The organism is Mycobacterium farcinogenes (assembly GCF_019739075.1).
Lineage (GTDB): Bacteria > Actinomycetota > Actinomycetes > Mycobacteriales > Mycobacteriaceae > Mycobacterium > Mycobacterium senegalense.
This window is the reverse complement of sequence record NZ_CP081673.1, coordinates 2,937,559-2,960,779: the sequence shown is the minus strand read 5'-3', so window position 1 is coordinate 2,960,779 and position 23,221 is coordinate 2,937,559. Positions and strand designations below refer to the sequence as shown.

The 23,221-nt window shown below is 60.7% G+C and carries 19 protein-coding genes and 1 pseudogene; 3 read left to right on the top strand and 17 right to left on the bottom strand.

The window, feature by feature from the left end; genetic code table 11:
• Positions 1 to 25: 25 nt before the first annotated feature.
• The 14 genes from K6L26_RS13975 to K6L26_RS13910 all read right to left on the bottom strand — a co-directional run bounded on the left by K6L26_RS13975 (position 26) and on the right by K6L26_RS13910 (position 16,730).
• Positions 26 to 1,225, bottom strand: a complete 1,200-nt coding sequence (locus tag K6L26_RS13975; RefSeq protein ID WP_064897365.1) for an acyl-CoA dehydrogenase family protein — start codon at positions 1,223 to 1,225, stop codon at positions 26 to 28.
• Between the two features lie 159 nt (positions 1,226 to 1,384).
• Entirely contained in the window at positions 1,385 to 2,491 is a 1,107-nt protein-coding gene (locus K6L26_RS13970) for an NDMA-dependent alcohol dehydrogenase (protein ID WP_064897367.1), read from the bottom strand.
• Positions 2,492 to 2,643: 152 nt separating this feature from the next.
• Positions 2,644 to 3,054 (bottom strand): SCP2 sterol-binding domain-containing protein, encoded by a 411-nt coding sequence (locus K6L26_RS13965; RefSeq protein ID WP_005110592.1) that lies wholly within the window; start codon positions 3,052 to 3,054, stop codon positions 2,644 to 2,646.
• A 93-nt stretch (positions 3,055 to 3,147) separates the two neighbouring features.
• The gene (locus K6L26_RS13960) at positions 3,148 to 4,206 is read right to left on the bottom strand and encodes a BtrH N-terminal domain-containing protein (protein WP_064897369.1); all 1,059 of its coding nucleotides are present in this window, start codon (positions 4,204 to 4,206) and stop codon (positions 3,148 to 3,150) included.
• A 46-nt stretch (positions 4,207 to 4,252) separates the two neighbouring features.
• Positions 4,253 to 5,398: an acyl-CoA dehydrogenase family protein gene (locus K6L26_RS13955; RefSeq protein WP_064897371.1), complete on the bottom strand. Its 1,146-nt coding sequence runs from the start codon at positions 5,396 to 5,398 to the stop codon at positions 4,253 to 4,255.
• A 38-nt stretch (positions 5,399 to 5,436) separates the two neighbouring features.
• Entirely contained in the window at positions 5,437 to 7,056 is a 1,620-nt protein-coding gene (locus K6L26_RS13950; RefSeq protein ID WP_109748920.1) for a fatty acid--CoA ligase, read from the bottom strand.
• Between the two features lie 26 nt (positions 7,057 to 7,082).
• On the bottom strand, positions 7,083 to 7,736 hold the full coding sequence (locus tag K6L26_RS13945; RefSeq protein WP_014805690.1) for a transglutaminase-like domain-containing protein: 654 nt from the start codon (positions 7,734 to 7,736) through the stop codon (positions 7,083 to 7,085).
• A complete protein-coding gene (locus tag K6L26_RS13940) occupies positions 7,733 to 9,190 on the bottom strand; it encodes a cytochrome P450 (protein ID WP_014805691.1) in 1,458 nt (485 codons plus the stop codon). Before K6L26_RS13940 ends, K6L26_RS13945 begins: the two co-directional genes overlap by 4 nt.
• A gap of 89 nt (positions 9,191 to 9,279) precedes the next feature.
• A complete protein-coding gene (locus tag K6L26_RS13935; RefSeq protein ID WP_064897375.1) occupies positions 9,280 to 10,848 on the bottom strand; it encodes a flavin-containing monooxygenase in 1,569 nt (522 codons plus the stop codon).
• Positions 10,849 to 10,924: 76 nt separating this feature from the next.
• Positions 10,925 to 11,890 carry an alpha/beta hydrolase gene (locus K6L26_RS13930; protein ID WP_005061066.1) on the bottom strand — a complete coding sequence of 322 codons (966 nt, stop codon included), beginning with the start codon at positions 11,888 to 11,890 and terminating at the stop codon, positions 10,925 to 10,927.
• Positions 11,887 to 13,404: a flavin-containing monooxygenase gene (locus K6L26_RS13925; protein ID WP_005061064.1), complete on the bottom strand. Its 1,518-nt coding sequence runs from the start codon at positions 13,402 to 13,404 to the stop codon at positions 11,887 to 11,889. The genes K6L26_RS13930 and K6L26_RS13925 overlap by 4 nt, the downstream gene beginning before the upstream one ends.
• 50 nt (positions 13,405 to 13,454) lie before the next feature.
• Positions 13,455 to 14,942 (bottom strand): flavin-containing monooxygenase, encoded by a 1,488-nt coding sequence (locus K6L26_RS13920; protein WP_005061062.1) that lies wholly within the window; start codon positions 14,940 to 14,942, stop codon positions 13,455 to 13,457.
• Positions 14,939 to 15,862, bottom strand: a complete 924-nt coding sequence (locus tag K6L26_RS13915) for a hypothetical protein (RefSeq protein ID WP_005061060.1) — start codon at positions 15,860 to 15,862, stop codon at positions 14,939 to 14,941. The genes K6L26_RS13920 and K6L26_RS13915 overlap by 4 nt, the downstream gene beginning before the upstream one ends.
• Positions 15,863 to 15,875: 13 nt before the next feature.
• On the bottom strand, positions 15,876 to 16,730 hold the full coding sequence (locus tag K6L26_RS13910) for an SDR family NAD(P)-dependent oxidoreductase (protein WP_005061057.1): 855 nt from the start codon (positions 16,728 to 16,730) through the stop codon (positions 15,876 to 15,878).
• Between the two features lie 128 nt (positions 16,731 to 16,858).
• Between K6L26_RS13910 and K6L26_RS13905 the strand changes: the two genes are divergently transcribed.
• Complete coding sequence (locus K6L26_RS13905) at positions 16,859 to 17,491, top strand: TetR/AcrR family transcriptional regulator (protein ID WP_074351690.1); 633 nt, start codon at positions 16,859 to 16,861, stop codon at positions 17,489 to 17,491.
• Positions 17,492 to 17,674: 183 nt separating this feature from the next.
• On the opposite strand, the gene K6L26_RS13900 is transcribed toward K6L26_RS13905, so the two are convergent.
• Complete coding sequence (locus K6L26_RS13900) at positions 17,675 to 18,544, bottom strand: metal-dependent hydrolase (protein ID WP_005061053.1); 870 nt, start codon at positions 18,542 to 18,544, stop codon at positions 17,675 to 17,677.
• 68 nt (positions 18,545 to 18,612) lie between these two features.
• Here K6L26_RS13900 and K6L26_RS13895 point away from each other — a divergent pair, with 68 nt between their 5' ends.
• Positions 18,613 to 19,287, top strand: a complete 675-nt coding sequence (locus tag K6L26_RS13895) for a TetR/AcrR family transcriptional regulator (protein ID WP_005127976.1) — start codon at positions 18,613 to 18,615, stop codon at positions 19,285 to 19,287.
• 236 nt (positions 19,288 to 19,523) lie between these two features.
• Here the strand turns inward: K6L26_RS13895 and istB are convergent, their stop codons facing one another.
• Together istB and K6L26_RS13885 are read right to left on the bottom strand one after the other, a co-directional pair.
• Positions 19,524 to 20,321, bottom strand: a complete 798-nt coding sequence (gene istB / locus K6L26_RS13890) for an IS21-like element helper ATPase IstB (RefSeq protein ID WP_005061049.1) — start codon at positions 20,319 to 20,321, stop codon at positions 19,524 to 19,526.
• Positions 20,321 to 21,351: pseudogene (locus K6L26_RS13885) on the bottom strand (Mu transposase domain-containing protein). Before K6L26_RS13885 ends, istB begins: the two are co-directional and overlap by 1 nt.
• Positions 21,352 to 21,618: 267 nt before the next feature.
• Between K6L26_RS13885 and K6L26_RS13880 the strand changes: the two are divergent.
• Positions 21,619 to 23,220, top strand: coding sequence for an acyl-CoA carboxylase subunit beta (locus tag K6L26_RS13880; RefSeq protein WP_005061040.1), 1,602 nt, complete (start codon positions 21,619 to 21,621; stop codon positions 23,218 to 23,220).
• Position 23,221 lies beyond the last annotated feature (1 nt).

Sequence of the window (23,221 nt, the reverse complement as noted above, 5' to 3'; positions counted from 1 at the left end):
AAGTCAGGGCGATTCAATCAAGTAGCTAGAGTCCGATACGTTTGGCGATGACCTCGTTCATGATTTCGTTGGTGCCGCCGCCTATTCCGAGAATTCGGCAATCTCGATAGTGTCTCTCGATCTCAGACTCACGCATGTAGCCCATCCCACCGAAGATCTGAACCGCCTCATTGACCACGTAGTCGCACGCATACACAGCGGTGTTCTTGGCCATCGACACCTCGGCAACGACATCCTCCCCCGCTAGCCACCTCTGCATGACCGCACGGGTGTAGGTGCACGCCACGTCGACCTGTCGAGCCATCTCCGCAAGCTTATGGCGAATGATCTGGCGCCCCGTCAAGGGTCTACCGAACGTTTCACGTTCCCGCGCCCAACTCTTGGCAAGGTCGAGAGCCCGACCCGCCGTCGCGTACGCCTGGACGGCGATGCCGAGCCGTTCAGCCTGAAATTGCTGCATGATCTGCAAAAACCCACTGTTCTCTGCCCCCACCAGGTTGTCAGCCGGTACGCGAACGTCGACGAAAGACAACTCGGCGGTGTCGCTACATCGCCACCCCATCTTGTCTAACCGGCGGGACACTTCGAATCCAGGCGAATTCTTGTCGATCACAAGCAATGAAACTCCACCGTAACCCGGTCCGCCGGTGCGTACCGCCGTAGTAACGAAGTCCGCTCGAACTCCGCTGGTGATGAACGTCTTTGCTCCGTTGACCACGTAGGTGTCCCCTTCGCGCACCGCGCGTGTGCGCAAATTCGCGACATCTGAGCCTGCCCCAGGCTCGGTAACGCCCAGCGAGCCGATCATCTTTCCTGCGAGCGTAGGACGGACATATCGTTGAATCAGGGCGTCGGAGCCATTGGCGGCAATGTGGGGAAGGGCAATGCCATGGGTGAACAAGGCGGCGCAGACGCCAGTGGACCCGCCTGCGGCCAGGATGGCCTCAGTGACCAGTGCAGAGTCAATCGCATTGCCGCCGCTGCCGCCGACTTCTTCCGGGAACCCGATTCCGAGAAGCCCCACCTCGGCAGCATTGAGATGCAGGTCGCGCGGAATCTCACCCACGTGCTCCCATTCCGCTAGCTTCGGCGCGATTTCACGTTCGACGAAAGACCGCGCCATTTGGCTCAGCGCTCGTCGCTCCGGCGTGGTCCACACCTCCGGGGCGATAGCGAAACGAGCAGCCCCATCCCTGCTTGCCGTGGTCGTGCCAGCGTCCGTCATCTCAGCCTCCCAGAGAATGTGATAGATGATCGATGAGGGGTCTGATGCTTGCCGTCCTCACGACGGGAAAGAAGGGCCCGACGCCAACCACCCAAGCGGCCCGGCCGCATGATCTGCAGCAACGCAAGGACATGAAGACAGCAGTGGGCATGATGCTCTTCAGAACCGGACCAGCCCTCGGATATTTTTTCCTGAACGCATATCCTGGTAGCCCTCATTGATTTGGTCGAGGGAGTATTCGCGGGTGACCAACTCGTCGAGCTTCAACAGCCCCGCGGAGTACAGCTCGACCAGTCGCGGAATATCGTGTGGCGCATTGGATGAGCCATACAAAGCGCCACGAATCTGCTTCTCGTAAAGCGTCATTTCAAGCAGTGATCCTGAGATCGATGAGTCGTCGGGGTGCCCGATGGCCGTGACCACGACGCGTCCGCGCTTTCCGACCAAGGCCAGCGCTTCCGCGGTGTAGGAGGCCTCAGCCACATCGGTGGTGAGGATGCAGACATCAGCCAGCTTGCCCCGCGTCATATCGCTGACCAGCGACCAAGCTTCATCCATCGAGGCCGCGGTGTGCGTCGCACCGAACCCGCTCGCTTGCTCTCGCTTGAACTTCACCGGATCGACCGCCACAATCGCTAGCGCTCCCGCGATTCGCGCGCCCTGAATCGCATTCATTCCGATCCCGCCTGTTCCCACTACCACGACGGTGTCCCCGGCGCGCACCTCCCCAGTCCGCACCGCAGATCCGTAACCGGTCGTGACGCCGCAACCGATCAAGGCTGCCCGATCCAGGGGGATTCCGCCGTCAATCTTGACCACGGATGCCTGCGGCACCACTGTGTACTCGGAAAACGTCCCGAGCAAACACATCTGCCCGACGTCCTCGCCTCGTGCGTGAAAGCGATAGGTGCCGTCGATCTGCGGTCCCATCATGAGCGCCGCTCCCAACTCACAGAGATTGCCCATGCCGCGCGCGCAGTACGAGCAGCGCCCACACGAGGGAAGGAAGGTCAAGATGACAGAATCACCGTCGGACAGTTCCTCAACCCCTTCGCCGCACTCCACGACTGTGCCGGCACCCTCATGGCCCCCTACTACCGGCAATGGGATCGGGAGGTCGCCGGTCACCAGATGTTCGTCGGAATGGCACAAGCCGGTGGCCGTCAGCCGCACGAGGACCTCCCCGGGACCTGGCGGATCCAACTCGACTTCTTCGACCTCCCACTTCTGCTCCAAGCCCCACAAAACAGCGGCACGTGTCTTCATGTTGAAGTCCCTTCTATCGAATTACGCTTCTCGAGTAGTTATCCCGACCGCGCACGGTGGTCGCGCGAACTGTCCTGGATGATCTCCGGGCACATCGCCCAGAGGCCCGCGCCGGCCGCTCACCCGGGCCCGGGCGCGGTACCGCACCGACATCACACATTGAGCAGGTCGTGACGCTTGTCGGCCTCAAGGATTGCCCGGTACTCCGGAAAGAGGTTCTTTGCCTGCGGTATGAGCTTGATCAGTTTGGTGACAGGACCTTTCGCTCGTACAGTTCCTTTGGCCATCGCCATGGTCAAGTTCACCTTCCCCAACCAGAACCTGTTGCCGGTATCCGCGGACATGAACAATTCGACATTCGGTGTAACGCCACTGTCCGCGCCGGTCTCTACGACCTTCTCCGGCATATCCACGGTTACTACCGCATCCGGATCGGTGTAGTGGATCCGTAACACCACCCCGGACCCGGCAAGTCTGTTCGCAAGGTCTTCGTTCTCCAAACCTCGTCGAAAGATGCCGGCGAGGTAGCGGTAAACCTCTTCCGCATCAGCGAAGACAGCCATCGTGATTCTCCCTTCTTATGACGCAATCCAAGCACTCACAAAGAAATCCGTTGGGTCGCACCCAGGTTGATTTCCTCCACAGGCAATCAGGACTCATAGGAGTAGATCTCCTGCCTCCCTCAGCGCCTCCGCGAGTCGACGTTCGGCTGTCGGCAATTGCGCAGCCACGGACGCGGCGCCGCTCGCTCTTCGGTGCGGATCTGCACCGCGGTCATAAGCGGCGTGCGCAACCGCGGTCCACAACTCAGATGCGGTCTTTGCAGCCTCCGCTGCTTTAAACGCAGGTTCGAAACTCAACTCTTCAGCGACGCGTCGACATCCACGTGCTTGCAGATCTCGGAACAGACCGCCTCCGGTTCCAGCCTTTTCGATGAAGGCGCTCAGCGCAAACAAGGCTCCGTCGAGGGTGTCGTCGTCAAAGATCTTCGGCCACCGCTTAAGATCTTCCACAAAGGTCGATACCCCTGGTAGCCCACGCACCTGAATTTCACAATCGGAGTCCTCGGTGATCGGCGCGCTCACAAACGAACCCTGCATCGCGTCCGCGGACCTACGGAAGGCCGACCGGGCAGCATTGCCGAGATCTGGTGCGGCGCCGGGCCACTCGACTACGTAGGTGGTGTGCCGCGTGGGGACGGGAAATCCCGTCGATGCCCGCGCCTTCCGTAGATTCTCGTAAGGCACGGCTTGAGGTGTATCGCGATCGTTATCGACCACGAAGGCGAGTTCCTCGTCGTCGTCGTACCCTACGATCACGACATCGTGTCGGCTCATACTCAGACGCGTTCTCAGATAGGGTAATTCGGCGATGTCAGTCCACACCATGACCGGCGTACCGGCATCGATATGTTCGGTCACCCATTTCCACCCGAGATCGGGGTCGTCTGTCGAACGACACTCGAAGCGCGCGCCCAACCGGGTCAAGTATTCGTCTTCGAGGTCCGCGCTGCGTCCAACGAGGTAGATCGGTGGACGTAGGTGGGCCGAGCGAACATACGAGAAGTCGAGGGCCCCGCCGAGAGCAAACACGATGCCTTCGTCCGGGGTGTCATCACTCCAACGGATCCCGGCCCATTCGGTCAAATCCCGAAGAGCCCCCGATCCGCAGTGGCCGCCCATGTCGTGGCGATACGGCACCACCATCGATGCCATCAATCCTCCTCCAGGTGACTAACGTGCAGGCGGCAACTCATCTGCGTCATAGGGAACGCGAGATGATTTCCTTCATCACCTCGTTCGTGCCGGCATAGATTTTTTGCACGCGCTGATCCACCCACAATCTCGAGATGGGGTACTCGGTCATGTAGCCATATCCGCCGTGAAGCTGCATACAGTCATCGAGTACCTTCATCGCTCGCTCAGTGGTCCACCACTTCGCCATGGCGACGGTCTGCACGTCGAGTTGACCCGCAAGGTGCAGGTCGATGCAGTAGTCGAGGAACACTCGTGCGATGCGCGTTTCTGTCGCGGCTTCAGCCAGCGTGAACTTGGTGTTCTGAAAGCCAAAGACAGGCCGACCAAATGCCTCCCGCTCACGCGTATACTTGAGCGTCTGCTCCAGGGCAAGTTCCATCGCTGCGACAGCCCCCACCGCGACGATGAGTCGCTCTTGTGGCAGCTGCGTCATCAGCTGAATGAAGCCCTGTCCCTCAGACTGGCCCAGTAGATGCGAGCGCGGAACTCTCACTTCATCGAAGAACAACTCGGAGGTGTCCTGGCCGCGCTGGCCGATTTTGTCGAGAACCTTGCCGCGCCGGAATCCCACCCGGTCAGCCTCGACAGCGATCAAAGAGATGCCCGCAGCGCCCTGGCTCGGATCTGTCTTGGCAACAACGATGATGAGGTCGGCCTGTTGGCCGTTGGTGATGAAAGTCTTGGAGCCGGTGATCACGTACTCGTCACCGTCAAGGAGGGCCTTTGTCTTGACGCTCTGGAGATCGGACCCGGTCCCCGGTTCTGTCATGGCGATCGCCCCGATCATTTCACCGGATGCCATCTTGGGAAGCCACTGCGCGCGCAGCTCTTCAGTCGCGTACTGCAGGATGTAGTGGGCGACGATTCCGCTGTGCAGTCCCGCGCCCCATGAGCTGTCACCGATGCGGGCCTGCTCTTCAAGCACGACCGCTTCGTGCGCGAAAGTGCCACCGCCTCCGCCGTATTCCTCAGGTATAGACATGCAGAGCAGGCCCAGCTCGCCTGCTCGGTTCCACAGTTCTCGGTCGACGTGGTGCTGGTCTGCAAAGCGATTGGCATGCGGCGCCAATTCGGCCGAGAAGAACTTCGCAGCGAGGTCACGAAGCTCGAGTAATTCGGCATTCATCCAGGGAGAGATTGGTGAGGACATGATTACCTTCCGACTGTTGGAATTCCTGGGATTTGACGTTATGACGTTTCGATTTCGATGAGGTATTCGCCGGCAGAGTGGCGGGCACGGATGGCCTTTTTGTCGTACTTTCCGACGCTCGTCCTCGGAATATCGGACACGAAGCTCCATCGCTCGGGAATCCACCATTTGGCGACTTTGTCCGCAAGGAACGATCGGAGTTGGTCAATGTCAACGTCGGTTCCGGGGTGGACAACGACAAGCGCCAACGGCCTTTCCTGCCATTTATCGTCCGCGACGCCGACTACCGCCGCTTCGTACACGGCAGGGTGCCCGATCAGCGTGTTTTCCAGCTCTACCGAGGAGATCCACTCGCCACCTGACTTGATGACGTCTTTCGAGCGGTCGGTCAGTGTCAGATAGCCCTGGGGGTCGATCCTGCCCACATCACCGGTACGCAGCCATCCTTCATCGAACTTCTCCGTATCGTTGTCTCCGAAATAGGAACCGGTGATCCAGGGACCGCGCGCCTGAATTTCCCCAACTGACCGACCGTCCCACGGCACGTCTTTCCCGTCGTCGTCCCGCAACCGGATTTCGACACCGCAGATCGGCCGGCCCTGGCTTGCGCGCATCTCCCAGCGCCGCGTCTCGTCGGCTCCGCGAGCCGGACGTGCAACGGTAGCCAACGGAGAGGTTTCGGTCATACCCCATGCCTGCACAATGGGCACGTCGTACTTCTCTTCGAACGCCCGCATCAACGAAAGCGGAACAGCAGACCCCCCGCACGCGACCAGCCGTAACGAAGAAATGTCCCGCTCAGGGTGCGAATCCAAATATCGGTCGACATCGTTCCAGATCGTCGGCACTGCACCGGCCACGGTCGGCCTGGTGTCTTCGATGATCGACACCAACGGTTCGGCTTGGAGATACCGGTCAGGCAGCACCAGATCCGCACCGGACATCAACGCTGCGTAGATAAGCCCCCACGCATTGGCGTGAAACATCGGGACGATGGCCAGCACACGGTCGGCCTCGCTAACTGACAACGCGTTAGCCGTGCAGGCGGTCAGGGAGTGAAGGTACGTCGAACGGTGACTGTAGACGACCCCTTTGGGATCCCCGGTGGTACCGCTCGTATAACACATGGCCGCGGCGGACAGCTCGTCGAGCCGAGGCCAGTCAAATGACTCTTCCTGGCCGGCAAGCACTTCCTCGTAACGCAGAACGGTCTTCCCGCATCCCTGTAGCGGGGCAAGGTCGCCCTCCCCGGTCGCGATGACGGTGTGCACCGACGCCATCGCCGGGAGCGCGCAAGCCAACAACGGCGCAACCGAAGCATCTACTAGCACAATCTGATCACTCGCGTGGTTGGCGATGTACGCGAGTTGCTCCGGAGCCAAACGAATGTTCAGAGTGTGCAGCACCGCACCCATGGAGGGAACCGCACAGTAGGCCTCCAAATGTTCCTGGTTGCTCCACTGGAAGGTGGCCACGCGTTGGTCCGCCGTGATGCCAAGGCTGCGCAGCGCATTGGCAAGGCGAGCCACTCGCGCCAGCACAATGCGGTAAAGCGTTCTCCGATATCCATTTCCGGTCGGAGTGACAACCTCGCTGTCACCGTGTATGGCTGCCGCATGCTGAACGATCGCCGAAACCGTGAGCGGAACATCTTGCATCGTGCTTTGCATCGCGTAGTGCCCTTTCAGGCGAAGAGGTCGGGACGACAGTTCGGCTGGTCGATGAATGTGCCGTAATACGTTCTCAGTGCTTGCAGGATGTCTGCCAGGGGTAGATCGTCGTAGGCTCCCCGGTCGCGCAGATACTCCATGTGCTGGGTGCCGTCACCGGTGAAACCATGGAGCAGCGCGTCGCTACGGCCGTCGAATTCGATCGGCGAGACACCGAAACGTGCGCACAGCTCGCGATTGAACGCCGGGGTCGCCTTTACCCACGCACCGTTGAGAAACATGAGACTGTAACCGTGGTAGACGAAAACGTCGGTACCACCCATCCGCTCGCGCAATGTCTTGGTCTGGAGGTGGTTTCGGACGTCGGCGAACCCCAGCCGGGCCGGGATGCCCGCCGCTCGGCACGCTGCAGTCAAGAGCACGGCCTTCGGAACGCAGTAGGCGCGTTCTGCGGTTGCGACGGTGCTGGCGCGATAGGCGTGCGGGTTATCGGTCACCGTGTAGGGGTCGTACCAAATGGAGTCGCGGACCGCGGTGAAGATGCCGATGGCCTTCTCGGTGTCGCCGCAGGCACCACGGATCGCCGATGACACGAAGTCACGTACCGAATCTTGTTGCCAGTCAAGGAACTCCGTGGGTTCGAGGTAGGGCCTGTGGTCAATGGTCATCGGCGCTTCATTTCCAACGGAAGTCCGTCCACCGGAATGGGCAGCGAAGTGTTGTCCCATCGGACGTGATAGTTCTCCGGAACCGTCCAGGTGAACGAACGCAGCATCCTGTGCAGGATCGCCTTGACCTCGAGCGTCCCGAATTGCATGCCGATGCACTTGTGCGCTCCACCTCCGAACGGAACCCAGGCGAATCGGTGGTGTTGATCTTCGCGCCGAGGCTCGTCGAAACGTGAGGGATCGAACCGCTCCGGATCACTCCAGATCGTTCGATCGAAGTGATTCACGGCAGGCGTTATGGCGCACAAAATGTTCGCGGGGATGTGATATCCGTCGATGGCGACATCTCGAACCGTCTTGCGCATCACCAGCGGAACAGGTGCAAGCAGTCTGAGCGCTTCCTTGATCACGAGGTCGATGACCGTCATCTTCTCCAGGGCATCGATGTCCGGCAACCCGTCACCGACGGCATCGGCTTCCGCAGCCGCTGCCTCCTGCCACTGCGGATACTTGGCAAGGAAATAGGTGACCGCTGTGGTGGTGATCGTCGATGTGTCGTGGGCCGCCATCATCAAGAAGATCATGTGATTCACCACATCCTCGTCGGAAAACCGCTCCCCGTCTTCGGTGGTGGCTTGACAGAGAGCAGCGAACAGATCCTCCGTTTCACCGGCTCGCGCGGCCGGCAGATGCCGGAAGAAGTAGTCCTCCAAGACGCGCCGCCCTTGCACACCAGCGCGGAATCTGGTTCCCGGAAGCGGAACACGCACAAGGGAACTCGCCGCCCGGACGGTAGCGACGAACGCCTTGTTGACGGCATCGCTCTCGTCCTTGCCACGGCCGCCCATGAAGACGTCGGTAGCTATGTCGAGGGTGAGTTCCTTCAACAGTGGGTAGATACGAACCGACGGGCCCACCGGCCACGCAGGCACTGCCGAGCGAACGCATGGGGTTACCTGTTCGACGTATCCGGTCAGGCGCGGACGCGTAAACGCCTCCTGCATGATGCGCCGGTGCATCAAGTGCTCGTCGAAGCTCATGAGCATCAAACCGCGATGGAAGAAGGCGTCGATCAGGAAAGACCAGCCATCCTGAGAGAATGCCTTCGCTTCGCTCGTGAACGCCTCTCGAGTGGCGTCCGGGCCGGCGATGACCACCATCTTGGTGCCGAACGCGCCCATCCACGACACCGAACCCAGACGGTCGTAGCGCTCTCGACTGAAATCCGAGCCGAATCGGATGTAGTCGAGCGTGTGACCCACGAAGGGCAGTCCGGCATCCCCCCGGACGGCTTTCAATCCACTGCCCGCGGGTGCCGGTGCCAGTTCACGAACCGGCCAGTCCCGGCTCCATCGACGCCATCTGTCGTCGACGGCGTGAGGCGCAGGCACCATGATCACAGAGGACAACCGCTCCTTCACGTGGTGGGCGGGTGCGAGACGGTGATTCGTCATGGTTCCTCCTGGACGCTGAGCCGCTCTGACCGTGTCATCGCTAGTCTTTACATAAGCGCGCTAGATGTCAATATCTGGACAATATTGGGCTAGGAGTTAAGTGCGCGTCTCGCACCCATGGCCGGCCCAGGACCCGGCAGACTCGGTGCAGCGGGGCCTCCGACCTTTAGACGCCCGACCCTTCTCAAGACGTAATCGCCGCCGCGCAGCTTCCGCGTGAGGAGTCGATAAACCAAGGTAGGCCCCGGCCAGTTCGTCGGGATTTCCCCGCTCGAGGTTCGATACCAGCTCGTACACAGCGCCCACACCGACCTCCGTAGTCGCCTTCTCAAGCGCGTGTTGTAGCGTTGCGCGCTCTCCGTCCTGACATCGATCGCATGACCCGGATGAGCAGCCACGGCTTTGATGAGCGTTGCGATGTGACGGACTTGTGACTCGATCATGTAGAGGATCGACCCCGAGCCCACATTGGTGTTGGGACCGTAAAGCAGGAACAGGTTCGGGAACATGGGGACAGTGATGCCCAGATATGCGTACGCCTGGGTCTTCCACACCTCGGCCAAGGAGACTCCGCGAGAGCCGCGCACGGACATCGGGGCGAGAAAATCGGTGGCGCGAAACCCGGTTCCGTAGATCACGACATCTGCAGGACGAAACTCTCCATCCACGGTCTTGACACCGTTGTCGCAGAGCTCTGCGATAGCCTTCGGCACCAACGACACGCGATCACTCGCGATTGCTGGATAGTAATCATTCGAGAACAGCACTCGCTTGCACCCTGGCGCGTCCGAAGGCATCAATTGCTCGCGCAAAGATGGGCTAGCAACCTGCCGATGTAGGTGGCGGCGCGCGATCGCACCGAGGACGCGTGAGAGGGGCTTCGCGTCGACTAGCGTCACAGCGAGCAACTCGAAAATTAGCCATACCGCGAAACGCTCGAGGCGCAGCGCCATCGGCAATAATCCGATCACCCAGCGGTGAACGACTCCATACCTGCTGTCCCACTTCGGCAAGATCCACGGAGCCGTGCGCTGATATAGCGTGACATGCTCCGCCTCCTGGGCGATGTGTGGCACGAATTGGATGGCACTAGCTCCTGTGCCGATGACGGCTACTTGCTTGCCGCGAAGCGAAACCGATCGGTCCCAACGCGCCGAATGAAAGCGCGGCCCCTGGAAGGTGTCTGCGTCGGCAATAACGGGTACGTGGGGCAAGGAGAGCTGACCCACGGCCGAGACGACGACATCGCAGGTTATTGTCTCGTTCGAGTTCGTAACCAGGGTCCAACGCCCGAGCTGGTCATCGAAGGTCATTGCGACAACTTCGGTCTGGGTACGCAGATGCGCGGCCAGTCCGCCACTCTCCACGAGTTGTTGGAGGTACTTGAGTATCTCGGGTTGCTCGGCATATCGCCGTGACCAACGAGGATTGGGCTTGTACGAGAGTGAGTACAACGCTGACGGCACGTCGCAGGCCGCTCCCGGATAGGTGTTGTCACGCCAAACACCCCCGATGTCTGCAGCCTTTTCCAGGATCGTGAAGTTCGTGAACCCGTCCTTCTTCAGCCGGTGGGCCATCGCAACCCCGGCGAAGCCGGCCCCGATGATCACGATCGACGGATCGTATGCGCGACAGGCCGTCGCGAAGTTGCTGCTCATGAGGCAGAGACGACTGACTTCACGCTGCGGCGGTGGAGGTGGTGTAGGTGTAGGAGCATTGCCTGTTCGGACACTTTCACCTGACTCCCGAGGCTTCAAGGAAGCGTCCCGCTCGATGAATCGCGTCTCGGGCTTCGGGAAGAATCCGGAACATAGCCTGGAATACATGGATCTGTCCCCGGTAGACCTGGATCTCGACGTGGGATCCAGCTGATTGAAGTCGCTCGGCGAGACGGCGCGAGTCATCGATCAACATTTCTCTCCCGCCCACCTGAATGAGGATCGGCGGCATCGAGGTGAGGTCCGCGTCAAGCACGCTCAGGCGCGGATCTCCGCGATCTGCGCCACCTACGTAGAGGTCAAGAGCGCGCGCCGCTGATTGAGCGGAGGCAAAAGGATCCCGGCGGCGAAGTTCACGCGCTCTGGCAAGTTCGCACCTGAGATCCAGGACGGGAGACATCAGCAGCATCGCATCAGGGAGCGGCAATCCAACTGCACGTGCGCCCAAGGCCGTGGCCATCGTGAGCTGCCCGCCCGCTGAATCTCCGGCAACCGCGACGGTGCGCTGACAAGAACCCGGGGACCCTCCGCTGGTAAGCCAGCGATACGCATTCAGCGCATCGTCCGCGGCTGCGGGATAGGGATACCGCGGGGCAAGACGATACTTCACTGCGAAGATGGGGCGCCCGCTCGCCGAGGCGAGTTCACCGAGAAGACCGCGGTGCGTCTCCGGCGAGCACATAGAATAGGCGCCGCCGTGGATGTACAGCAAAGGGTTGGCATGCGGATTAATGGCAGGCGTGGTGATCCAGTCCCCACGAACCGGGCCTCCGGCGAATACAGTGTCAACCTTGCGCACTGTGACGCCGCGCCGAGGCCGTGAGGCTACGAGCGCTGTTCGGAGCACGCGATCCATCACCGCAAGTCCGTAGGCGTTTGATGGCATCAGCTGCGCCAGTGGCCGCAGCGTGGTTCGCGAGGACATCGCGACGAGATGACTGGCAAGACTGGGCTGCCAGTCGGGGGCATCCATCCTGGTCATCGGGCACCCACTACCTCGGCCCGATTCTCGAATTGGTAATCCGAGAGGCGAAAGGTGCAGCTTCGCCAATACGTCTCAAAAGTCGTTGAGGGACGCAGTGGAACGTCGCCGTGCTTGTCGAAGTAGTAACTATTGGCACCGGAACAGCTCGGCTGCCAGAAAACCTGCCTGTGACGACGACTCAGCACTTCGGCGAAGTAACGGTCATTCGCCTCCTTCTTAACCTCGACGAGGTTCGCACCCAGTGCCCGCGCACGACGAAGACAGCGGACGATGTGCCGACTCTGCGCCTCGATCAGCGTGAAGTAGGAGGAACCGTTGTAGCCGTAGGGACCGAAGATGTTGAAATGATTGGGGAATCCGGGGACACTGACCCCTTCGAAGGCCTGCAGTCGATGCTCGTCCCACCATGTGGCCTGCTCCAGCCCGCCGCGTCCCTTCAACACGTACGTTGGCATGTTGCCCGACTCCATCACTTTGAAGCCGGTGGCCAGGATCAAGACGTCAATGGGATGAGCTTTGCCGTCTCGAGAATGGACGGATGCATGGTCGATATGGGTTATGCCGCTCGTCTCGAGCGAAACGTTGGACCGGTTGTACGTTGCGAGATAGGAATTGTGGAAGCTGGGTCGTTTACAGCCCAACGAGTAGCGCGGAATGAGTTGTTCTCTCGTCGTCGGGTCATGGACTTCACGCCGCATGTACCGCTTTGCGGCGCTCTCCATGACATCGGCGAACGGTATCACCGTATGAAAGTGAGCGGCGATTGGGAAAGTGATTTCTACGAACGCCTGGCTCGCGGTCCGGGTCGCCAATTGCGCCCCTGGCAGGAAATGTAGAAGCCTTCCAGCCCACGTCGGTATGGGGAAGTCTGGCTTCGGCAAACAATAAATTGGAGTTCGCTGAAAGACCGTCAGACTCTCTGCTTTTTTTGCGATTTCGGGTATCAGTTGCACGGCTGACGCACCAGTACCGATTACAGCAACCCTCTTCCCGCTGAGATCTTCGGAGTCGTCCCACCTAGCCGTATGCAGAGTGACGCCGGCGAAATCTCGCACACCCTGGATTTCAGGCCATTTCGGCCGACTGAGAACGCCGGAGCAATTGACCACGAAGCGTGCGGTGATCTCCTCACCTTTTGCGGTCGTCAGACGCCAAAATGTTGCATTTTCGTCAAAGCAAGCTGCGGTGATGGTTGTATTGAAACGAATATGGTCTCCAAGCTTGTACTTTTCAACGCATTGCTCCGCATAGCCTTTGAGCTCGTTGCCGTGGGCGTATGTACGCGACCAGTCGGGGCGCATTTCATATGAAAATTGATAACTATACGACGGTATGTCGACAGCGATACCGGGATAGGTGTTCCAGTGCCACGTACCTCCGACGCCGTCGGCGTCGTCAACCATCAAAAAATCGGTAAAACCCGCCTTTAGTAAACTAATGCCGCAACCGATGCCAGAAAATCCAGCTCCAATGATGATAATTTCGTGATCTGGGTCAAACTTACGATCCATTGCTCAATTTCACCGTTCTGACGGTCAGCCTTCTCAGTTCAGATTCAGAGTTATTGCGTCAGCCGGAGGTGTGTATCATCGCGCCGGGTGATCACATAATCACGAGGATCCAAGCGGGAAAGTTCTCTCATAAACTGGGTCGCGAAACCCGGGTACATCGTGCCGTTGTAGCCGTCCTCGGTCAGATACCAACTGCTGCACCCCGAATTCCATGTCGTTCGTCGAAGGCGGCGCTGAATTTCGGAGTGATAGCGGCCCTGGCGATCCTCCCTCACATCCAAAGTACCGATGTCATTTTGCTGAAGGAGTTTGATCGCCTTGACTATGTAGTCAATTGCTGCCTCCATATATACGAGCGCCGAGTTGTGGCCTGGCCCGGAATTCGGTCCGAAAGTGAAGAACAAGTTCGGATAGCCGGCCACGCTCACGCTCTTGAAGGCGTATCTCCCCTGAGACCATTCGTCCCCAAGCTTCCGACCACCGAGGCCGCTAATCGGGAACGGGGTGCCACGTTTGCACACATCGAAGCCGGTGGCAAAAACGATGCAGTCCACCTCGTGCTCGACACCGTCGGCGGTTCGAACACCGTTGGGTGACAGTGTGGCGATGGGCCAGCTGATCAGCTTACAGTTATCCGACTGTAGCGCAGGGTAATAATCGCTGGTCATGAGCATACGTTTGCAGCCAGGTCTGAAATGGGGCGTCAACTGACGTCTCAACCAGGGGTCTTTCACCTGCCGACGGAGATGAGCCTTCGCCGCCAGTTGTATCGCTGACGTCGCAGCGGTGTTCCAGACCATACCCACTGCCATCACTTCGTGAGCCCAGAACCAGGCGTAACGGAGCGCCTGTTCGCTCACCGGCAATTGTTTGAAGGTCGAACGCGCCCAAGCCGGATGCTTGAGGTTCACCCTGGGCAACACCCAGCCGGGCGTTCTTTGGAAGACTTTGACCGACGCAGCCGACTTCACGAGCTCAGGAATGATCTGCACCGCGCTCGCGCCTGTCCCAATGACTGCAACCCTCTTATCGCCGAGATCGTAGCCCTGGTCCCATCGAGCGCTGTGGATCTTCTTTCCCTCGTACGAGTCAATACCCCGAATATCCGGAAAGCTGGCGTCGGCAAGTGGTCCACTGGCCATCACGACTGAACGAGCTTGATAACGCGTTCCGTCAGCCGTGTCGGCCACCCAGATGCCGGCACCCTCATCGAATTCCAAGGCGGTTACATCGGTATCGAACTGGATGAACCGGGCAAGGTCGTACTTGGTGACGATCGTGTCGATATATTCGAGGATCTCAGCGCTCCCCGAGTAGGTATGAGTCCAGCCCGGATTCGGCTCGAACGAGTAGGAGTAGAGAAGCGAGGGAATATCGCAGGCCGCACCGGGATAAGTATTGTCTCGCCAGGTGCCTCCGACGCGATTTGACCGTTCCAGAATGACGAAGTCATCTGTACCCTCTTGAAGCAGTCTGATCGCCGTACCGATACCTGCGAACCCGGCGCCGACGATCAACGTCGTGGTGGTGCCTGTCATTTGGCCACCGGTTCGTAGGTCAGTTCGTCCGTCCATGATGGGGGCCGGCCGAAAATCTGAACAGGGAAGACATCGATCGCATTGCCAAGGCGCTGAGACACGAAGTGCAGAGGCTGGGACCGCTTGATGGAAGACGACATGTGCGCCTTCAAGATGTGATAGCCGGGCACCCTCCGCGTGTGCTCACTCCGATCGCCGACATTGGCATACCGCGTCACTGCATTGTATAACTTCTCCTCGGACAGACCCATAGCGTTGAGATTCATCAACATGCGCGTCAGGAGCGGGATATACAGCAACGCGCCGGTGAGAATGCGCGGGTCGACCAGAGCACCCGCAGTTTGAATGGCGTGGATTCGCATGGGGCTGGCGCCCAGGTCATTCAAGACTTGGAAGCCAACCGCGAGATGCCGCGATTCGTCGCTGTTGACCTTGTTGAACACCTCCCCGCACACAGGGTCGTCAACCTCATCGAGGAGAAACTTCAGCAGTGCTCCGTCGAGCGCAGTCTCCAGTGCCGGGATCGCGGCCCCGATGACGGTCAGGGGAAGGGCTTCGGCATAACGGTCCAGCCATTCGATGACCAGCCGGATATTCTTGTTCGGGACCGGTTTCTCGTCTTCCTCGAGCATGCCCCAGCGACGCATCAGGGCAAGTTCGGCATTGGCGTGACGCTGCTCCTCGGCGTGAAAGTAACGGTAAATGTCTCCGAGCGCTTCGAATGGCGCCTTCGGAGCCATCGCGGCGAAGGCACGTGCTCCAACATGCTCAATCCACACCACGTCGGACATGAATTGCTTGAGTGTGGGACGCTGTTCATCGGTGATCAGTTCCGCGCCAGGGGCGTCCCAATCGATATCGGCGAGAGCCCATTGCTTGTTTTTGATTGTCTCGAGCATGTCGCTGTATGCGAAAGCCATTTTCCCTGCTCCTCTACTCGGCTGAATCGTTCCATGAGGCCATGCGCTCCACGAGGCCCAGCGTGCGTGTAAAGGGACCGGGTAGGGCTCTCTTGAGTTGCCACAAGACTTTGGCATCGAGTTGGGGTACTACATAAATTTGTCCGCGATCGTGCGCGTTCAACGTCGTTCGAGCAACGTGCTGGGGCGAAATGCCGGTCCATTTCATCAGGTTGGTCGCGAGTCGTGCAGCCGCCTCGTCGATTTGAGGATTATTGGCGATGTTCGTCTTCACGAAGGTGGGGCAAAGCACTGTGACGTTGACGTCAGTACCGCTCAGTTCGGCCGCCAGTGTCTCCGATAGAGCGAGCACTCCGGCCTTGCTGACGTTGTATGCCGCCATCCGAGGGGCCGAGCCGAAGCTCGCTGCGGACGCCACATTGATGACTCCGCCATGCCCATTGCTCCGGAGCCGAGGCACAAAAGTCTCGCAGCCGTAGATAACGCCCCAGAGGTTGACAGAAATCGCCGCTTTCCAGTCCTCGATTGACGTCGCGCCGATGCGATTGCCGCCTGCACCGATTCCGGCGTTGTTGATGACGAGGCTCGCTGCCTTCCCGAACCAGTCTTCGCTCACATCAGCGAGGTTGCGGATCTGCTCAAGATCGGCGACGTCGCATGCGATGTCGAAGCCCTCGCCGCCAGCCTGCCTCACCAACTCTGCCGACTCTTTTGCGGTGACGGGATCTCTGTCGGCGCACACCACGCGTCCGCCTCGGCGTGCAAGCTCAACGGCGAATGCGCGGCCGATACCGCTTCCTGCGCCCGTAACGACTGCATCGGCTCGGTGCGTTCTGCCTGGTGCGCCGCCGAATGGCAGCAATCTCATTCGTCTGCCTTTCGGGTCGCGACATTGACGTCTGCTGTGGGGGAAGTCTCATCTGGGGGCACCAGCCACCATTGGTGTCGCATGCCACCAGTTTTGTCGTGGACCGAGCGCTTTGTCAAGATGGAGAGGTGCGGTCGAGAAATAAGCGCTGGGGTGGTCGGACCGGGGCCGAGCGTCGCGCAGAACGACGGCAGCAATTGATCGAGGCCGCAACCGAGATTTGGAGTGAGAGCGGTTGGGCCGCGGTCACTATGCGCGGAGTATGCGCCCGCACAGGGCTCAACGATCGATACTTCTACGAGGACTTCAAGACGCGCGATGAGCTGCTCGTTGCCGCGTGGGATGGCGTCCGCAACGACATGCTGGGAGAAGTTTCCTCGCTGTTCGACGCACGGGCGGATCGGCCGCCGATCGAAACCATCACCGCAGCGATCACCATCGTGGTCGATGGGATCGCACGCGATCCCGGCCGAGCACACATCCTCCTCGCTCAGCACGTAGGTAGCTCACCGCTGCAAGACCGCCGCGCCGTGGCGCTCCAGGAAGCAACGCAGTTGGTCGTTGACGCAAGCCGGCCACACCTCCGACAAGATGCCGACGAGATGGCCCTTCGCATGGACACTTTGATCGCTGTCGGGGGGTTCGTCGAAGTCATCACCGCCTGGCACTCGGGTTTGCTCGCGGTGACCGAGAAGGAAGTGGTCGCGCACACCAGCAGACTTGCTGAAACCCTGGCTCAACGCTATATCGTCAACGACTGATCGAGGCTCACAACAGGGCCCGCCAGCCCCGTGGCGATCGCTGCGAACGGCATTTGCGGGTCCGACCGCCGTCTCTCCGGCTACCGAGCACCGAATCCGTGAGTCGACCGGCGCGTCACACCCTGTTCGGAAGGAGCGACGCAGGAACGGTGCATCCTGCGTCGCCGGACTTCCGTACCTTTGCTATCCCGACTGAGCGATAACTCTCTGTGAACCGTTTTGGTCGAACAGTTCTTTGCTCCAACGCTCCAGGACCGCGGCGCTGTCCCAATCATCAGGATGGAAACCCGGGCGGTTGTAGGAACGGAATCGCCGCAGCGCATCGGCGGTGAACATCGGGGTGCGACTGAAGCGGTACAGACTGCGCACCAACGTGACCGGGTTATACGAGGCTTTGTCAGCGGCCATAGACAGGGCAGTCTGCAGAATGAGTTCGCCGAACAGAATTACTGAAGCGATCCGCATGCCCCGTACACGGGTGCGCTCGGTTCCTCCCACGAGCCGATAGACGTCGAAGGCAACCGCTTTGTGCTCAGACTCCTCGAAAGCATGCCACAGCAGAATCGGTCGAACCTCAGTCTGTCCGATGAGCTTCTGGGCGTCTTCGCTGGTAAGAATGATTTCTGCCAACGTAGCGGTGTAGTGCTCCAACGCGGAGGTCATGGACAGTCGCATTTCCGGCGAAAAGCGCCGTTCCAATCGCTTGATCAGGCGTGCGACATGACGGTCGATTCGCGCGGTCGGATACCCCATGACCTGGAGTCGCTCGTTGAGGAGACGATGCTGGTGTCGATGTGTGGCCTCTTGTCCGATGAAACCCTTGACCGCTGTCTCCAATTGGGGATCGTCGATGGAACTCTGGAAGTTCCTGACCGAGCGGATGAAGAAATCCTCGCCTTCCGGGAACGTCGCAGAAAGCACCGAGATGAAATGGCTCATCACCAGGTCGCCATCGACAAAATGTTGCCGCTTCGTGGAGGTCGGCATCGGAAAACGAACACGCCTGGGTTTTGGCAGCACGCGGGTCCTGGCCGGGGCTTGATCTTGCGACATTTGAGGTCCTTCCTCGAAGTTGTATCTGACTTTATGCCTTGTCAGATAAGACTGCCAGACTGTAGGCCATGAGTCCAGCACGTGTTTATGGCGGGCTGTCCGCAGCTCAACGCGATGCGCAGCGCCGCGTGATGTTGATTGATGCCGCAGTCTCAATCATGGGCACCCATGGAGCTGCCGCGTGCACCGTGACCGCCGTGTGTGCGAAGTCAGGAGTGACGAGCCGGTACTTCTACCAGCAGTTTCGCGACCGAGACGCGCTATTGCGCGCGGTATTTGCCAAGATCTCCGCCACCTTCCAAGCGGTGATAACCAGCGCCATTCCGGACGACACGGTTGCGCCTCAAGAACTCGCTTACGCTCCGATCAAGGCCCTGGTTCAGGTGATCGAGAACGATCCCAGCATGGCCCGCATACTGTTTGTCGAATCGGGCGCGGAACCCCTTCTTCGGCAACTGCGAAGCGAACTGATGACCGATTTTGCGGAGCTGGTCCTCAGAGAGGCCCGCTTGCACCTCGATATACCCAGCGATGTGCTCCAAGTCGCAGATCTCGCCGCTACCTACGGTGTCGGGGGCCTGTTCGAGATACTCCGTCGCTGGATAGACGGACAACTGAACCTCTCGACTGAAATGCTTATCGAGCACGGTGCGGGTTTTCTCGGCAGTCTCGGGCTGTATACCCTCGGGCAGGCACCTGATCAGGCCGCTCCGCTGCTGGCCGCAGTTGACGAGAACCGATAGATTCCGACCGACCCGGCGTTATGCAGGCTCGGTTGGCTGAGGCGCATGGCGCGACGCTGACAATCACTGCTGGCGTTCACCCGAGATCGCGACCGTAGACCACACGCGCCGGACGAGGAACTCGATACGACCTCGCAAGGGCCCTGTGTGCCGTCGCTCCCGCAAGTCTATTTCGATCTGTCAACGGCAACTGAATACTGATCAGTTGCCGGCAAGTGAATTTTGACCAGCTGGGGTCATTGTTCGTCGGCCGTGACCGTGGGGACGCGGCCGAGGTCTCGGTCTTTGATGCGGTAGCTGTCTCCTTTGAGTGAGATGACCTCGGCGTGGTGGACGAGGCGGTCGATCATGGCGGCGGCGACGACGTCGTCGCCGAAGACTTCACCCCAACGGCCGAATGGCTTGTTCGAGGTGACGATGAGGCTGGCCCGTTCGTAGCGGGAGGACACCAGCTGGAAGAACAGGTTGGCCGCTTCGGGCTCGAAGGGGATGTAGCCGACCTCGTCGACGACCAGCAGTGGGTAACGGGCCAGCCGGACAAGCTCGGCCTGCAGAGTGCCTCGGTGATGGGCTGCGGCGAGCCGATCGACCCACTGGCTGGCGGTGGCGAACAAGACCCGATGCCCAACCTGGCAGGCGCGGATCGCGATCCCGATTGCCAAGTGTGTTTTCCCTGTCCCTGGCGGACCCAGGAACACCACGTTGTCGCGTGCGGTGACGAAGTCGAGCGTGCCCAGATGGGCGATGAGGTCGCGTTTGAGGCCGCGGGCGTGGTCGAAGTCGAACTCTTCCAACGATTTCCGCGAGGGGAACCGCGCAGCCCGAATTCTGCCTTCACCGCCGTGGGACTCGCGGGCCGAAACCTCACGCTGCAGACACGCGGCGAGGAACTCCTCGTAGCTCCACGTCTCAGTCCGCGCCCGCTCGGCGAGCCTGTCGACGGCCTCGCGCAAGGTGGGCGCCTTGAGCGCTCGGGTCAGATAGGCCAGCTCGGCGGTCACATCGCGGTGGGTGGCCGCAGTCTTGGGGGCCATCACGCCACCGGCCCGTCGATGTCGATCAGAGCGTCGTAGTCGGTCAACGGCCGCTGCTGGACCTCGACCTGGGTGGGCAGGGTGACCACGTCGAACCGATTGCGGCGCATCGCCTTGGCCGCTGCCAGATGCGCCGGGTCGCTGATCGTTTGGTGCTTGGCCCAGATCCGGTCGTGATCGGCGACCAGCCGGCCGGCACACCATACCCGCACACGCGCCAGGTCGGCGACGACCTCGATGTGCCGGCCCACCGCAGCGGGGTGCACCGAGTAGTCGTTGGCGTCGAGACGCACGTAGTGATCGCGCGGCAGCCGGGCATGGGTCCGCCACCCGGTAGTCGGTTCCACCGGCGATAGCGGCAGCATCGCGGCCTTGTCGGCCTCGATCCGGTCTGCCGGTCGGCACCCCAACACTCGATGCTGGCGGTGGTTGGCGATAACCAACCACTCACCGAGCTGGGCGTTAAAGTCCGTCGGGCTGGTGAACACCCGCCCCGGCAGGAATGCCCGTTCCAGGTAGTCGTGAAAGCGCTCCACTAGCCCCTTGGCTTCGGGATCACCGGGCTTGCAGATCACCACCTTGGCCGCCACCGTTCCGCGGAACGCCTGGCATGCCGTGCTCAACTCGGGCATCCGCGCCCGCCAGCGCCCGACCGCACCCTCTCCGTCCCAGACAAACACCCGAGGAACAACACCCAGTACCGAAAGGTGTTACCACCGGCGGCACAGATCTTCGGCACTGCGGGTAGGGATCAACAACGCTGATGCCCATCGGGAATACCCACATACCATCGTCATCACCGGCAGCGCCGTGGCCGTGGATACGCGCTCAGCAGCTCCCGGATCCGCGGCTCGGCCTCATCAGCCACCGACCCCACCCGCTCGCGCTGATACTTCGGCGGGCGGTCGGAGGCCAACGCCGACTTCACCGTGTTGCGTGCCACCCCCATCACCCACGCCACCTCAGAAATCGACAACTGCTCCGACCGGCGCAACCGCCGGATCTCTGCCCAGTCCTCCACGCTCAACACTCGCTTCCTCCCTGGCTCACCCGAACCCAGGGTCTCTAGGAAGCTGGTCAAAATTCAGTTGCCGCGCTCTGGTCAGTATTCAGTTGCCGCCGACACGATCGCTCGATCTGCAGCGCAGCGCACCGCTTCGTCCATCGCGATTCGACGGAATCGCGGCGCGGGAAACAAATCTGACGCCCGGCCTGCCGCGGTTGTCACCTGATGTTAATTGCGGCTAACATCAGCGCCTAGCAGATCGACGTCGATGCTCGCCCGGAGGGAAAACTTTTGGTACAGGTCCTGCCCGATCGGGTCGACGACACCGCGCCCGGCTATCTCAAGAACCGCGAAGGACTGAGCGCGCAACTCGACACCATCGCGGAGCAACTGGCGCTGGTCAACGGCGGCGGCGGCGCGAAATACGTTGCGCGCCACCATAAGCGGGGCAAGCTGCTTGTCCGCGAGCGCATCGAGCTGATGCTCGACCCCGACACGGCGTTCCTCGAACTATGCCCCTTCGCCGCCTGGGGCAGTAAGTTCCCCGTCGGCGGTAGCGTGGTGGTAGGCATCGGCGTGGTCGAGGGCATCGAGTCGATGATCATCGCCCACGACCCCACCGTCCGCGGCGGCGCATCGAACCCTTATACCTTCCGCAAGGTGTTCCGCGGCATGGCCATCGCGCGGGAGAACCGACTGCCCATCATCAACATCGTCGAATCTGGCGGCGCCGACCTGCCCACACAGGCAGAGATCTTCGTGCCCGGCGGACAGCTGTTCCACGACTTGACCCAGCACAGCGCAGCGGGGCTGCCGACACTGGCCTTGGTCTTCGGCAACTCGACCGCGGGAGGTGCGTACGTCCCGGGCATGTGCGACTACGTCGTGATGGTGCGCAACCGTTCCAAGGTGTTCCTCGGCGGTCCGCCGCTGGTCAAGATGGCCACGGGCGAGGTCTCCGATGACGAGTCGCTCGGCGGCGCCGACATGCACGCCCGCACCTCGGGGCTGGCCGATTACATGGCCGAGGACGAGCAGGATGCGATCCGCATCGGCCGTCGCATCATGGCGCGGCTCAACTGGCGGAAGAACGGCCCCGGACCCACCACGCCGCCGCACCCACCGGTGCACGACCCCGATCAGCTGCTCGGCATCGCCTCCGTCGATCCGAAGGTGCCCTTCGACCCCCGCGACGTCATCGCCCGAGTGGTCGACGGCTCGGCCTTCGACGAGTTCAAACCTCTCTACGGCACGTCACTCGTCACCGGCTGGGCCTCGATCCACGGCTTCCCGGTCGGCATCCTCGCAAACGCACGGGGCATCCTGTTCAGTGAGGAGGCCGAGAAAGGTTCGCAGTTCATCCAACTGGCAAATCAGATCGACACCCCCCTCATCTTCCTGCAGAACACCACCGGTTTCATGGTCGGTGCCGAGTACGAACAGGGCGGCATCATCAAGGACGGCGCCAAGATGATCAACGCCGTATCCAACAGCACGGTCCCCCACGTGACCATCACCATGGGTGCGTCCTACGGTGCCGGGAACTACGGCATGTGCGGGCGATCGTACTCGCCGCGTTTCCTATTCGCTTGGCCTAACTCGAAGTCGGCCGTGATGGGTCCGGCGCAACTGGCCGGAGTGCTGTCCATCGTGGCGCGCGAGTCCGCCGCCGACCGCGGGCTGCCCTTCGACGAGGAGGCCGACGCCCAGATGCGCGCCGCCGTCGAGGAACAGATCGAGCGCGAATCCGTCGCACTGGCCAACAGCGGCCGACTTTACGACGACGGGATCATCGATCCCCGCGATACGCGGACCGTTCTCGGGTTTTGCCTGTCGGTGATCCACAACGGCGAGGTCCGTGGCCAGCGTGGCTACGGCGTGTTCCGGATGTGAT